Annotated in this window: 14 protein-coding genes; 11 read left to right on the top strand and 3 right to left on the bottom strand. The window is 39.0% G+C overall.

Features of this window, described 5'->3' with window-relative positions; all coding sequences use genetic code 11:
• Positions 1–56 precede the first annotated feature (56 nt).
• The 3 genes from AC2TFD_RS27740 (at position 57) to AC2TFD_RS27730 (ending at position 3,981) form a co-directional block, all read left to right on the top strand.
• Positions 57–938 (top strand): GNAT family N-acetyltransferase, encoded by an 882-nt coding sequence (locus tag AC2TFD_RS27740; protein WP_484674390.1) that lies wholly within the window; start codon positions 57–59, stop codon positions 936–938.
• A gap of 34 nt (positions 939–972) precedes the next feature.
• Positions 973–1,191: a hypothetical protein gene (locus AC2TFD_RS27735; protein WP_484674389.1), complete on the top strand. Its 219-nt coding sequence runs from the start codon at positions 973–975 to the stop codon at positions 1,189–1,191.
• Positions 1,192–1,710: 519 nt separating this feature from the next.
• Positions 1,711–3,981, top strand: a complete 2,271-nt coding sequence (locus tag AC2TFD_RS27730) for an ATP-binding cassette domain-containing protein (protein ID WP_484674388.1) — start codon at positions 1,711–1,713, stop codon at positions 3,979–3,981.
• 57 nt (positions 3,982–4,038) lie between these two features.
• Here AC2TFD_RS27730 and AC2TFD_RS27725 read toward each other — a convergent pair whose 3' ends face one another.
• Positions 4,039–4,338 carry a DUF3243 family protein gene (locus AC2TFD_RS27725; protein WP_484674387.1) on the bottom strand — a complete coding sequence of 100 codons (300 nt, stop codon included), beginning with the start codon at positions 4,336–4,338 and terminating at the stop codon, positions 4,039–4,041.
• A 374-nt stretch (positions 4,339–4,712) separates the two neighbouring features.
• Here AC2TFD_RS27725 and AC2TFD_RS27720 point away from each other — a divergent pair, with 374 nt between their 5' ends.
• From AC2TFD_RS27720 to AC2TFD_RS27685, 8 genes are all read left to right on the top strand, one after another.
• Positions 4,713–5,036 carry a DUF3870 domain-containing protein gene (locus AC2TFD_RS27720; protein WP_484674386.1) on the top strand — a complete coding sequence of 108 codons (324 nt, stop codon included), beginning with the start codon at positions 4,713–4,715 and terminating at the stop codon, positions 5,034–5,036.
• A gap of 226 nt (positions 5,037–5,262) precedes the next feature.
• A complete protein-coding gene (locus AC2TFD_RS27715; protein ID WP_484674385.1) occupies positions 5,263–6,300 on the top strand; it encodes an LLM class flavin-dependent oxidoreductase in 1,038 nt (345 codons plus the stop codon).
• A 30-nt stretch (positions 6,301–6,330) separates the two neighbouring features.
• On the top strand, positions 6,331–6,879 hold the full coding sequence (locus AC2TFD_RS27710) for an NADPH-dependent FMN reductase (protein WP_484674384.1): 549 nt from the start codon (positions 6,331–6,333) through the stop codon (positions 6,877–6,879).
• A gap of 77 nt (positions 6,880–6,956) precedes the next feature.
• On the top strand, positions 6,957–7,916 hold the full coding sequence (locus AC2TFD_RS27705; protein WP_484674383.1) for a hypothetical protein: 960 nt from the start codon (positions 6,957–6,959) through the stop codon (positions 7,914–7,916).
• On the top strand, positions 7,913–9,211 hold the full coding sequence (gene fahA / locus AC2TFD_RS27700; RefSeq protein ID WP_484674382.1) for a fumarylacetoacetase: 1,299 nt from the start codon (positions 7,913–7,915) through the stop codon (positions 9,209–9,211). The genes AC2TFD_RS27705 and fahA overlap by 4 nt, the downstream gene beginning before the upstream one ends.
• A gap of 24 nt (positions 9,212–9,235) precedes the next feature.
• Positions 9,236–10,399: a homogentisate 1,2-dioxygenase gene (locus AC2TFD_RS27695; protein WP_484674381.1), complete on the top strand. Its 1,164-nt coding sequence runs from the start codon at positions 9,236–9,238 to the stop codon at positions 10,397–10,399.
• A gap of 197 nt (positions 10,400–10,596) precedes the next feature.
• On the top strand, positions 10,597–11,937 hold the full coding sequence (locus AC2TFD_RS27690) for an MFS transporter (RefSeq protein ID WP_484674380.1): 1,341 nt from the start codon (positions 10,597–10,599) through the stop codon (positions 11,935–11,937).
• Positions 11,938–12,047: 110 nt separating this feature from the next.
• Positions 12,048–12,920 (top strand): hypothetical protein, encoded by an 873-nt coding sequence (locus tag AC2TFD_RS27685; protein ID WP_484674379.1) that lies wholly within the window; start codon positions 12,048–12,050, stop codon positions 12,918–12,920.
• Positions 12,921–13,182: 262 nt separating this feature from the next.
• Here the strand turns inward: AC2TFD_RS27685 and AC2TFD_RS27680 are convergent, their stop codons facing one another.
• Both AC2TFD_RS27680 and AC2TFD_RS27675 read right to left on the bottom strand, forming a co-directional pair.
• Positions 13,183–13,452: a hypothetical protein gene (locus tag AC2TFD_RS27680; protein ID WP_484674378.1), complete on the bottom strand. Its 270-nt coding sequence runs from the start codon at positions 13,450–13,452 to the stop codon at positions 13,183–13,185.
• A gap of 544 nt (positions 13,453–13,996) precedes the next feature.
• On the bottom strand, positions 13,997–14,227 hold the full coding sequence (locus AC2TFD_RS27675; protein ID WP_484674377.1) for a hypothetical protein: 231 nt from the start codon (positions 14,225–14,227) through the stop codon (positions 13,997–13,999).
• Between the last annotated feature and the right edge of the window lie 39 nt (positions 14,228–14,266).

Genomic DNA, 14,266 nt, shown 5'->3' with positions numbered 1-14,266 from the left:
CACCAGAACCGTCCCTGCGGTTTTTTGTCAGGACACTGGGGGGAGAGTGAAGGAACATGTATAGGGTAAAAAGGCTTAACGAGCTGACTTTTGATCAAGCACTTCAGATATGGAATGAGGGATTTAAAGGGTACCTCGTTGATGTAACGATGACTCTTGATGCTTTTATTGCAAGAATCGTTAAAGAAAACCTTTCGATTTCCAAGTCGATTGTGGCGTATGATGGGAACAAACCTGTTGGGGTTCTATTAAATGGAATTCAGGAAATCAATGGGGTCAAGACTGCTTGGAATGGTGGAACTGCCGTAGTTCCCGAGTACCGTGGTAAAGGTGTTGGGAGATTTTTAGTGGAAAAATCAGAAGCGATTAATCGTGAAGAAGGAGTAGAAGTTGCTACGCTCGAAGCCATTCGTGAAAACACACCCGCTATCGAGCTGTATCAAAAGATGGGCTACGAGGTCGTCGATTCCCTATTATGGATGAATCATGAAGATTCCTTGGCGTTTGAAGAAGCTGACCCTTCTCTTACTTATGAAAAAGGAAACGCTCACGATATTCTTTCACTAGATATCTACGATCAAAACATCAAACCATGGCAAACACAATGGTTCAATATTAAAGACGCAGAGCTGCTAACCATATCAGATTCAGCTGCAGACAAGAATGTTGGGTATTTTTTATACCGCAGGGTTTTGGATAATAGCGGGGTTCAAATAGGCACTGTTTTGTACCAAGGGATGGCTGTTCAGGACAGGAGTGATCAAAAGCAGATCATTTTAGCTGGTTTAAAGAAGGTATTTCATCCCCATGATGCGAAGATGAAAAGAATGATAGTGAACATCCCTCTTAAAAATAAAGTTTTAGTAGACGCTCTTAAGGAGTTGGGATTTTCTGTCTCAACGGAACAGGTATTTATGATGAAAAGGATAGGGAGTTAATCATGAATACCATCCACCAAAATACAGCGAGAGGATGTACATTTTATTAAATGCGGCCTACCCATTTTTTGCATTTGCTTCTAAAGTTGAATACATGACCATCGAGTTTATGGACCATCAGGAACTGGCAAACGAAATAATAGCCCTTAATAAGGACTATCGGGTTTTGACCACGAGTGAACTTCATGAACCGATACAACCTGATGGGCGAAAGTACCTGTTGAGAAATGAAAATACATTAAATAAAGATTAAATACAGAATATTTTATATTGGAAGCCTCAAACCGTTGGAGAGGTAATCTATAATTATTGGGATTAGTTATATATGCCAGTATGATAAAAATAGACAAAAAAATAGATTCGGCCAATTGCCGAATCCAAAAACTATATAAAAAAAGGGGGGTTATGAAAAGTTTGAAAAAGACTTTCCTCTTCATGTAATTATCATACCCCCAATTAATGAATAAACTATGAACAAAGATTTAAAGATTTATTAATACGAGCCTTTATTCTTATCATACGAGATATTTTGACACTGTTTGGGCTCTTTTACATGGAGAGATGTGACAGTCTAATTTGACAGTAAATCTAATATAAATATTTTGAACATGGACATGGTCCATGATTTTTTTGTGTTAAGATGTAAATTTTCAGGAGTTAAGCGGTTGGATATAAAGGGCCGTTATTGGTGACTTTCAGTTGCTCGACTTTCTATTCTCGCTAAATGTACAATGTGAATAGAAGAATTAACACTATCGGAAGGATGTTAATCATGAACGAAATGAATCAGGAATATATCGTTATCTCGGGTGCGAGGGAAAACAATCTCAAGAACGTTTCGTTAAGAATTCCCAAGCGTAAGATTACGATTTTTACCGGAGTTTCCGGATCGGGCAAGTCATCGATTGTCTTCGATACGATTGCCGCTGAATCCACACGCTTGCTGAATGAGAACTTCAGCATGTTCGTGCGCACGTTCCTCCCCCGCTATCCGCAGCCGGAAGCGGATGCAATCGAGAATTTGAGCATGGCTGTGATTGTCGATCAGAAACGGTTGGGCGGCGGTTCTCATTCTACGATGGGCACGATAACCGATATCTCTCCTATTCTCCGTCTTCTCTTCTCCCGTGTGGGTCAGCCTTATGTTGGACAAGCGAACATGTTCTCGTTTAATGATCCGCATGGCATGTGCCCGGAGTGTAACGGGATCGGCCGCAAGCTCGGTGTAGACATGGAGAAGGCGGTGGATATGTCTAAGTCGTTGAAAGAAGGGGCCATTATGCTGCCGGACTATAAGGTGGAGAGCTGGGATTTTAACTTAATTGTGCAGTCAGGTTCCTTTGACCCCGATAAGAAGCTAAGCGACTATTCGCAAGAGGAGCTGGAGGAGCTGCTTTACGGCAAAGCGAAGAAGGTGAAGGTGGATTTTGCCGGAAAGGAAATGAATATTACCGTAGAAGGCGTCATCGAGAAGTTCACCAACAAATACATCAAGCAGGATGTGAAAACGAAGTCCGAGCGTACACAAAAAGCGGTTGCGCCGTACATTTCTGAAGGTCCTTGCTCCAGCTGCCACGGCGCGAGACTCAGTCAGGCCGCGCTCAACTGCAGGATCCATGGACGAAACATTGCAGAGATGTCGTCCATGGAGGTCGGACAGCTCATCACCGTCATTCGGGAAATTGATGACGCGAAAGCTGCACCAATCGTTAAGTCGTTGAAAGAGCGGCTGCAGCATCTTGTGGATATCGGTCTTGACTATTTGACGCTGGATCGTGAAACAGATACTTTGTCCGGCGGTGAGTCGCAGCGCGTCAAGATGGTGAAACACCTAAGCGGCAGTCTGGTGGATGTCACATACATCTTCGATGAGCCTAGCGTTGGCTTGCATCCCCGTGACGTTCACCGGTTAAACGGCTTGCTTCAAAAGCTGCGTGATAAGGGCAATACCGTGATTGTCGTTGAGCATGATCCTGATGTGATCAAAGTGGCGGACCATATCGTAGACGTTGGACCTCATGCCGGCAGCCGCGGTGGTACCATTGTATATGAAGGAAGCTTCCAAGGACTGTTGGAGTCAGGTACACTGACAGGCACCCATATGAAGCGGCCGCTCCAACTGAAGGGTAACTGCAGGACACCATCTGGCAACCTATCCATCAAAAATGCCACACTGCACAATCTGCAGAACGTGAGTGTCGATATTCCAACTGGAGTGCTGACAGTCGTTACGGGAGTCGCTGGCTCTGGCAAGAGTACGCTTATTAATGAAGTATTCCTTGGAGAGCACCCAGATGCGATTGTCATTGATCAATCGGCGGTAGGAGTGTCAACACGATCGAATCCCGCAACCTACACGGGCATCATGGATGATGTTCGTAAGGCGTTTGCTTCCGCAAACAAAGTAAAACCAGGCTTGTTCAGCTTCAATTCTACTGGGGCTTGCGAGAAATGCCAAGGACTAGGAGTGGTTTATACAGACCTTGCATTCCTCGACAGCGTAAAGCTGCCATGCGAAGTATGCGGAGGCAGGCGGTTTAAGGAAGAGGTGCTTGCATACAAACTGAACGGCAAGTCCATTGCTGATGTGCTGGAAATGAATGTGGAGCAGGCATTGGAATTTTTTGAGCTGAAAGAGGTTGTGAAGAAGCTCCAGGCGATGAAGGATGTTGGGCTGACCTATATTACACTTGGCCAGCCGCTCAGCACACTCTCTGGTGGAGAATGCCAGCGCATCAAGCTGGCAAGCGAGCTGCATAAGAAGGGCAGCATCTACGTGTTGGACGAGCCGACAACCGGCCTGCATATGTCTGATATCGGTCACCTTCTAGAGATGATGAACCGACTCGTGGATGCTGGTAATACGGTGATTGTCATCGAGCACAACCTTGATGTGATCAGTCAGGGTGATTGGATCATTGATATGGGTCCGGATGGAGGCAGCAAGGGCGGCCAGGTGGTGTTCGAGGGCACACCTTCGCAGATTATCAATAATGAGCAGTCGATCACGGGAAGATACTTGAAGGAACATATTAAAGGGTAACAACATGGGGGACGGTTCTGGTGGCTTTTTAAGCCGCCAGAACCGTCCCCATGGTTTTTAAGCTTGTTGCACTAAGCGGACAAGCATATGAGCAAGTTTATGCTGCTCTTCCTCCGTCCCCACGTTCCAAAGCTCCTGCAATAAACGCTCCTCGGAATTCTTAGGCGGCTCCTTTGACGCAAGGTAATCGGCTACTTTCTGAGCAGAGTTGGCTAACTGCTCTTCATCCATACCTAGTTTTTTTCCTAAATTAACTTTTCCACTAAGATATTCTCTGAAATCACCAAAATCTGTTAAGGCATCTCCGTTTTTGTAAACCTGGTTTTCTATCTTTTCCTCATCTAAATGTTTGTCCATGAATATCACTCCTTTAGGTGTACATCCTGTTATAATGGTGTGCTTGTCCTATACATACCCTATCTATTCCTAAATAAAACCTATTAAAAAGTTTCCTGAAATTGAATGAAGTAATGAGGTACGTAAATTTATAGAGGCATAGATATTACGAAAACTCAGTTTTGACTAACGGCATTTTAGTGAAAACTAAATAATTGATTCAGTTAGGAAGTCAAAAAAGATATAAGGAGTGACTGTATGGGGTTGTTTGAACTTACGAGTATAGGAGGAAAACCATAAAAGGTGATCAAAACAATTAGTACTTAAAGGTATGTTGAATAGAAAGGTAATCTATTGTACTATTATTTAATAAAAAAGGATAAGGGGTTGAGTAGATGAGTTTGGAAGTGAAACAAAATCATATTCTAGTAACTGGATTTGCACAATTGCCAAAGGGAACACCAGTTTATGAATTGCAAAAAACAATAGGGTGTATCTTAATGGTAGATACGGAAAACGATGTTATTATTGAAGCAACATTTACCTTTTTACAGGATTTAACGAATAACTTTCTCGGAAGTTTATTAAGAGGAAAGTCTTTAAAGGATACAGAAGAAATTATAAAAGATATAGAAAGTAGATTTATAGCCCCACCTCAAAAAGCTGTCATTCAAGGGCTGCTTTCAGCAAAAAAAAATTATTTTGAAAATAAAAACTGAAAACCCTTGCAATTAACGGAAAATTTGTAATACAATAACGTTAACAACATAAAGCTAGTGTTAACTGGGTTATTTACTGAGCAAGGACTAGGGCCAAAACTCAAGAGTAGATAAAGAGCCAGTGGCAATAAGAAAAAATTTCTGACTGAAGAGTCACTTTGTTGAAATTTTTCTATTGCTGCTGGTTTTTTTGTTGAAAAAATCTAGTTAAATGGAGGTTTTATTAATGGAATTCGGTTTATTTACTGTATTTGACAATTATAAGAATCAAAAGGAATCATTTGAACGAACACCAGAACAATTTTTACATGAAGTATTGGATCAAACCGTGGCTGCGGATGATTTAGGATATACTGCTGCGTGGTTTGCGGAGCACCATTTTAGTGAATACGGAATTATGACCACACCTCAAACTTTTCTAGCTGTTGCTGCTGAACGTACAAAGAATATTCGGCTTGGGACAGCGATTGTAACACTTCCGTTTAAGAATCCAATTCAGGTTGCGGAAGATTACGCATTGCTTGATGTGCTTAGCAACGGCCGTTTAAATCTGGGGTTAGGAAGCGGCTATCTTCCACATGAATTTGCAGGATTTAATGTTGAAGGGAAAGATAAAGCTTTAAGATTTAATGATTCTCTTGCGGTTATTGAAAAAGCATGGAAAGGTGAGAAGTTCTCACATGACGGAGACTATTATAAATTCAAGGATATTAAACTTGAAGTTACTCCAAAACAAAAGGAAATGCCAATTTGGATTGGAACATTAAGTCATAACGGCGCAGGTTATGTAGGTAAGATGGGCTACAACATTAGTGGTGTACCATATGTAGCTTGTAATTCCTTACCTGAATTAAAAGAAATCATTACTAATTATAAGGAAAATTACCGAAAAGCTGGTCATGATGAAAGAAAAATTAAAATCCCGCTTGCCCTTCATACCTATGTGGCTGAAACAACAGAGGAAGCAATCGCGACAGCTAAGCCACATCTAGACTTGTATCTAGATACACGAATGTATGGAAAGAGTGCCAAATACGAGGATTTAAGAGATCGTGAACAAGTACTAATCGGTTCTCCTCAAGATGTAATTGAAATGTTGAAAAAATATCAAGATGCCGGCTGCGATCACGTTATGATGCTTATGAATTATGGTGGAATGCCTCATGAGAAGGTCTTGAAATCCATGGAATTGATCGCAAAAGAAGTAATGCCTGCATTTAAAGAAGAGGCATTAGAGATAAAAGAATTTGCTACTGTCATCTAGACTAAAATCATTCAGAAGGAGGGAAGCGTGATGAAGCTTCTCGGAATTTCAGGAACGATTGTAGGGGCAAAAACCTCAATATTAGTACAAACGATCTTGGATGAGGTAAAAAGAGCCTATCCAGAAATGGAAGTAGAAATGCTTGATTTAAGGAATTATGATTTACAATTTTGTGATGGAAGAAAACAAGAGGATTATAACTTGGATACAAGAGAAGTAATCCGTAAAGTAACTGATGCAGATGTTTATTTATTCGGTTCTCCTGTTTTCAATTGTTCCATCCCGGCACCATTAAAGAACCTTATTGACTTAATTCCTCCTGAAGTTTTCCGTCATAAGGTAATGGGATTCGCGGCAAATGGTGGAACCTATCAACATTATTTAATGATTGAAAATCAATTAAAACCGATTATGTCCTATTTCCGTGCCTATTTAGCTCCAAGTTATGTATATGTGAATGCAACACACTTTAATCAGCAAAATCAAATTGATGATGCGGAAATAAAAGAGAGAATACAAAATCTAGCAAGCGAACTCGTTCATATGCAGCGAAGTTTAGGAAAAGTTTTGGTTGGATAAAAAATGTATCCGCTCTCATTCAGTGAGAGCGGATAAATCCTACTAGGTTGACTCTTCATAGTAAGGAGATGAGAAAGGTGAAAAGTCGTCCAGGTCTTCAGGTTTTTCTAAGGCAGTTGATAGACTATGCAGGGCTATTTCCGCCGGCTAATTTGCCTCTAGATTTGGCAATTAAAAATTATTCGAATTATGTTAACAGCGCCGATTCATGGATGCTTGGACCATTTATTAACCCTGTTACAAAATTAAACGAATTGGTAAATTATAGACAACTATTTTCGGATAATTGCCCGCTTATTCTCTCGGTAGTTGGGGGGAAAAGTCAGTCGGAAAAAGAATGTAACATTCAAATGAAGGAAGATTTGCAGAAGATCAGTCATTTTAATGAAGCTTATTCTGACTGGTCTACGATAAAGACCTATGAGTTGCCTTTACCTGCTAAAGTCCCTTCTCAAGAATTATTAGACGAAGTAAACTTATTAGCAGAAAAAATAGGAATAAAAGCGTTCTGTGAGCTTCATTTACTCAGCCAAGACAATTGGGAAGATTATTTGCTAGAATCATTGAATTCCATAGCTAAAGTTAATTCGGCTAATAAAAATCAGTTAGGAGTTAAGCTCCGAACGGGCGGGATTAAAGCAGAAATGATTCCAAGTATCGAAAGAGTAGCTTTCGCTATTTCTGCATGTCGTGACCGAAATTTACCGGTAAAATTCACAGCTGGTTTGCATCACCCAGTTCGAATGTTCAGAGAAGAAGTAGAGGCAAAGATGCACGGATTTCTAAACGTTTTTTTAGCAGGTATGCTAGCTTATCAACACAATTTAGATAAAGCGAAAATTAAAGAGATTCTATCTGAAGAAGATCCTAATCAATTTAAAATTGAGGATGAGTATCTTGCTTGGAACCAATATCGTATTACATCGGAAGAGATTGCAATTCTCCGAAATTATTTGTGTTCATTTGGAAGCTGCAGCTTTGATGAACCTAAAGATGAATTAGAGGAATTAAACAATAAAGAGGAGGCCATCAAATGAAATCCTTTATTCATGTAAGTGAAAACTCTCATTTTCCTATACAAAATCTACCATACGGTATTTTCTGTACCAGCAATCAGCCAAAGGAAAGAGTTGGGGTTGCGATTGGAAACTATGTAGTAGATTTATCTGTTTTGGAAGAAAAGGGATTTTTAAAGGAAATTATACAGAATGATAAAAAGGTATTTAACCAGTCTACACTTAATCCTTTTATGGATTTAGGCAAAGAAGTTTGGAGTAAAGTTCGTAAGAAACTACAACGATTATTATCAAATGATGAACCTGAGTTGAGAGACAATGTCGAATTACGAAATCAGGTTCTCATTCTTAGAAAAAACGTGACCTTGCATTTACCTTTTAAAATTGGTGACTATACAGATTTCTATGCATCGAAGGAGCATGCAACAAATGTAGGGATTATGTTTAGGGGAAAAGAAAACGCCCTAATGCCGAACTGGACTCACTTACCGGTAGGATATCACGGGAGAGCTAGTTCTGTTGTTCTAAGTGGGACATCGATTCGTCGTCCTTTAGGTCAGATAAAACTACCTGATCAACCTCCGATTTTTGAACCATGCAGACAACTAGACTTTGAATTAGAAATGGGTTGCGTAATCGGTGGCGGAAATCAACTTGGTGAACCGATTTCTGTTGAAGAGGCAGAAAATCATGTTTTTGGAATGGTCTTGGTGAATGATTGGAGTGCTCGTGATATTCAAGCATGGGAGTATCAACCATTAGGACCATTTTTAGCGAAAAACTTTTCCACCTCTATTTCTCCATGGGTGGTTCCATTAGAAGCCTTAGAACCATTCCGTGTGCCTGGTCCAGTTCAAGAACCAAAACCTTTGGAATATCTAAATCAAACAAAACCTGGATCTTTTAATATTAAATTGGAAGTATATTTAAAATCCCCAAAAATGAGCGCACCGACTCAAATTAGTTCAAGTAATTACCGTTATCTTTACTGGAGTATTGCCCAACAAATCGCTCACCATACGATTGGGGGATGTAATTTGAACTCAGGAGATCTGCTTGGATCAGGCACCATTAGCGGGCCTGAAAAGGAATCACGTGGTAGTTTATTAGAATTAACTTGGAGAGGCCAAGAACCACTTCAACTAAATGAGGATGAAGAAAGAAAATGGTTGGAAGATGGGGATGAGTTAACTATGACTGGCTATTGTCAAGGTGACGGGTATCGAATCGGTTTTGGTGAAGTTGTTGGTTCTATAGCACCAGCTCTTAAAAAGGAAGATGTACTAGGGAAGAAAGGGAATTTGGTAAATATCTAAGTGATTTAAGAGGAGGTTAACTTTATGGTTTGGTATCAACAACTGGGAAAAATCCCTCCAAAGAGGCACACTGTGTTTCGGAAAGAGGACGATACATTATTTCGGGAACAGGTTATGGGGACCAAAGGATTCTCAGGTATCCAGTCCATTTTGTATCACCATAATCCGCCTACTAGTTTTTTTAAGTCTGCCTTAATTGGAGAAAGTAATCCATCATACGAAGAACAGAGTGAACTTCGTCCACGTCATTTCTATACGGATAATGTAAATAAAGAACCAAGTGATGCTGTTATGGGAAGAGAATACGTGCTAGGAAATGAAGATTTACTAATCGGAGTAGTCAATCCTACTAAAAAAATGGATTACTTTTATCGTAACGGCGAAGGTGATGAACTTCTCTTTGTCCATCATGGTACCGGGAGAATCGAATCTTCTTTTGGAACGCTTCAGTATGAACCGGGTGATTATATTGTAATCCCCATCGGGACAATCTATCGAGTTGAGCCAGATCCAGGTGAATCAAAGTTTCTAGTTGTTGAAACTACTAGCTGGATTACTACACCAAAAAGATACCGTAATGAATTTGGACAACTTCTGGAACACAGTCCATTTTGTGAAAGAGACATAAAAGGACCAGAGAAACTAGTAACCTATACAGAAGAAGGAGAGTTCGAAGTCCGAATGAAAAAGGGGAATTATTTGCATTCACATTATTTTAAACATCATCCCCTTGATGTTATAGGTTGGGATGGGTATTTATATCCATGGAAATTTAATATAAGGGATTTTGAACCAATAACGGGGCGAATCCATCAGCCACCTCCAGTCCATCAAACGTTTGAAGGACATAATTTTGTAATCTGTTCTTTTGTACCGAGATTATATGATTATCATCCTGAGGCGATTCCTGCCCCTTATTACCATAGTAATGTTGATAGCGATGAAGTCTTATATTATGTGGAAGGGAACTTCATGAGCAGAAAAGGAGTCAAACAGGAATCGATTACCTTACATCCAGGAGGAATTCCCCATGGACCACATCCAGGAAAAGTGGAAGATAGCATCGGTAAAAAGGAAACGCTAGAATTAGCCGTTATGATTGATACATTCCGTCCTCTAAAAGTGGTTAAGAAGGCACAGAAGTGGGAGGATGAAAATTACCAATATAGCTGGGTGGAGAAAAAATAGAGTGTTTAATAGATAAAAGGTTTAATCGTAATAGCTTAAACTATCCTAATAAATGGTTATTTAAGGATAGCTTAAGCTAAAATTATGAACCCCTGTTACGAATAAAGAGGGTCCCTCGAACAAAATTCGAAGGAGAACTTAATTCAGATTGACCCATTATTAAAATTTTATGAGCCTGATTGAAGGAGTGAAATGGAATGAGTCAAGTAGTTACAGAAATACCTCAAGATATACAAATAGAACCCTCAAAAGCAGGAGTTCCACGTTCATTAATGTATTTTGTTTTAAGTATTTGTTTTTTCTGCATCCTCGCGGATGGCTATGACTTAGGGATCTATGGTGCTGTTCTTCCTAGTTTATTAGATTATCAACCATGGGGATTATCTGCTGCTCAAGCTGGCGCAATTGGGAGTTATGCTCTATTTGGAATGCTGTTTGGTGCCATTTCAATTGGAACCATTACGGATTATATTGGAAGAAAGTGGACATTAGTTGCATGTGTTACATTATTTTCCTTGACGATGATTGCTTGTGCTGTAGCTACGTCACCAGAAATGTTCGGTCTGTTTCGCTTTATTGGAGGAATAGGGTTAGGTGGCGTTATTCCAACTGCTTCAGCTCTAGCTATTGAATATTCACCTACGAATCGCCGTTCATTAAACTATTCATTGATGTTTTCCGGTTATTCATTTGGAACCGTTTTAGGAGCCATCTTAGCTATTCTTCTATTAGAATCTCTTGGGTGGAGAGTCATGTTTTGGATCGGTGCGCTGCCATTACTTACTGTCCCTATCATGATTAAATACTTACCGGAATCAGTCAGCTTTCTATTAAGCCGTAATAGAAGAAAAGAAGCGGAAATAATTTGTAATCGTTATCTAATGGATCTTTCATTTTTTGAGGAACCGGAAGAGAAAAATAAATCGAACACACCAAAAGGGAGGAAATCGATTCGTGGTTTATTCTCCAAAGATTATCTTAAGGCAACATTATTTATTTGGTTAACCTATGTGATGGGCTTCTATTTAGTATATGGGTTAAATACTTGGTTACCGAAAATTATGAACGAATTAGGTTATTCGCTTAACTCAAGTTTGTCGTTTTTACTTATGATGAATCTAACTGCAGGAATAGGGGCACTGTTAGCTGGTACGATTGCTGACCGCTGGGGTTCAAAGAGGGTCATTTCTATTTCCTATTTTCTTGCATCGATAAGTGCTTTCTGTTTAACATTAGGTGCACCTCCTATTGCTGTAACGTATTTATTAGTAGGAGTAGCAGGATTTGGTGCAGTAGGAAGTACACAGCTATTAAATGCTTTTGTTACAAAGTATTATCCGTCTCAATCAAGAGCAACTGCATTAGGATGGGGGCTTGGAGTTGGTCGGATTGGAGCGATGTCAGGTCCTTTACTAGTTGGATTTTTGTTAAGTTTAAATGTTGACTTACTTTGGAGTTTCTATACGTTTGTTATTGCCGGAATTATTGCCACAGTCGGAATGGTGTTAATCCCTAATAAAAAAGATCAAATTGTTTAACAAGTAAAAATGGCTTGTATCCTCTCTAGAAGTGAGTGGATACAAGCCGTTTTATAAGGATGTTTGATTTTTTTTGGTTGGTGTGCTAGACAAGAGGGGACTGGTTTTTATTGAAAACAACTATATTAAACCATTTTTCAGAATGTAAGATACATGAATTAAAACCTTGTGTCATGGCTCTTGGCTTTTTTGATGGGGTTCATTTAGGACATAGACGGTTGATCGAAAAGGCAAAATGGATTGCGAAGAAAAAGGGCCTTGAATTGACAATTTTAACGTTTTTCCCACATCCAAAGGAAGTTTTAAATCAGGTGAAGTTTAACTATTTAATATCAATGGAAAGAAAAGTAGAGATCTTTGAACAAATGGGAGTGGATCGGTTATTTATCGTACGGTTCGATAAAAGCTTTGCACAACTTGAACCCGAGGAATTTGTTCAAAACTATCTAATCCCATTAAAAGCGAAAGAAATTGTTGCAGGATTTGATTTTACGTATGGAAATAAAGGGTTAGGGACGATTCATACCCTTGAAACCCACGGAAAAGGGACTTTTCGTGTAACCATGGTTTCGAAGGTGGAGCAATTTGGAAAGAAAATAAGTTCTACATTAATAAGGTCTCTTCTAGGTTCCGGACAAGTGGACCAAATTCGTGATTATTTAGGTTATGACTATTATACAAAAGGAAATATCTATCGGGTTCTTCCCGAATCGGGCTTTACCAGGGTGCAGTTTGAAGCTGCTTCTTACAATTCTATGCCTATTGATGGTAGCTATGAAGTTGTAGTCTCGTTTGATGATCACGTCCTTCATAGTATTTGTCATGTATTTAAAGGAAAAAATGGAGAAGGTTTCGCGGAAGTGGAGCTTCCAAATTATATAACCAAGGTTACAGATGTGAAGGATTTAAGTATTGGAGTAAAATGGATTAATAAATGGTCTCTTAACGAGGAGTGCCTGCCTGCAACTTTTGTCTCCTATTGAAGAGAAATACTAATTGTAATAAACCGTCTGTTCAAAGGAAAAGGAAAAATGAATGACCAGATGGGTAGAGATAGCAGTGCACCAGAATTTAATTATAATTTATTTTTTACAATTACGATAAAAAACTTATTGAATTTGCCTTCATTTTTTTTTAAAAAAAGATGGGGAGATTATTATAAGGTTTTCTCCCTATCTAGTATGTTCATGTTTACTATAATTACTAGGCTTCGGCCTTTCCAGGTATTCAGTGTGTTGAATTATTTCAGCTTCCAAATAGTGTTTGCATAAATGCTATTTTATATATAAATGTAAACAATCCAATCAAAATCCCACTTATGGCTAGTCCCCTCTTATATGATTTGAATAATCCTACTATGCCAAACAATATTGCTATTATCCAAACTGGTAATAAAAACCAACCGAGTAATGGTATCAGACTAAAAACAAAACCAAAGATGGCAAGAGAAATAGATAATTTTGCTGCCGTATTAGACCGTTTTTCGAATATAATAAGGTGCTTATCAACAGACATAAAAATCACTCCTAACAAGATATATTACAAATATATCCAAATTACTGATTCCTAATCTATTTCTAAATACAAATATACACCTATAATTGGCCGATAATGATTACTAGCAGATTTCGACGTCCTTTTTTAAAATATAAGGTAAAAACATTGTGATTTAGGGTGATATGCCATTTTCACACAATCGTTTGATTAACATGCCATCTTGGAGGAACCTGTCGACGATTATAGAAAACCAATTTTATTGAATAGATTTGTAGAAATTCGATAGAAAGCAAACCTCCTCCTCGACAAGAAATTTTCTTAAAATGAGGCTAAAGTTCGTTTTTTAAAAGGGTTTGTGGAACTTTTAATCAATTGATTGATTAAGAAAGTATCAGTCGAAGATGGTCGAAGACAAAAAAAGATTCGGCCGATTGCCGAATCCAAAAACTATATAAAATCCTATCCATTCAAATTTACAGGTATTAATGAAAAGTCAATGGAAAAAACGACGGGATGGTTGGCAGGGCTCTACCGGAATAATGCCAAGCCCCAAATACTAGTCCTAAAAAATCCAAAAACCTCCTGCTAAAAGCAATCTTGATTCACTACCGCGTTTGCGTACGAGTAACCATACCAACCAAGGAATGATGGATAGAGCTACTGAAAGCCAAAATTCCCAGTGCCATAGCGTGTGTTCTTTCCAATAAGTAAAATAGTCCACTTCCACTTGATGAATTCTTTGGAAAAACTCTCCGGAAATCCGCATTTCTTCTTTATCGATTAAAGGCTTCATCTACTCCATCTTTCGACCCTAGATTGCTACTAATATCTC

The organism is Neobacillus sp. plas4, assembly GCF_057221695.1.
The sequence above is the reverse complement of the archived record's forward strand: the minus strand, read 5'-3'. Positions and strand labels throughout refer to the sequence as shown.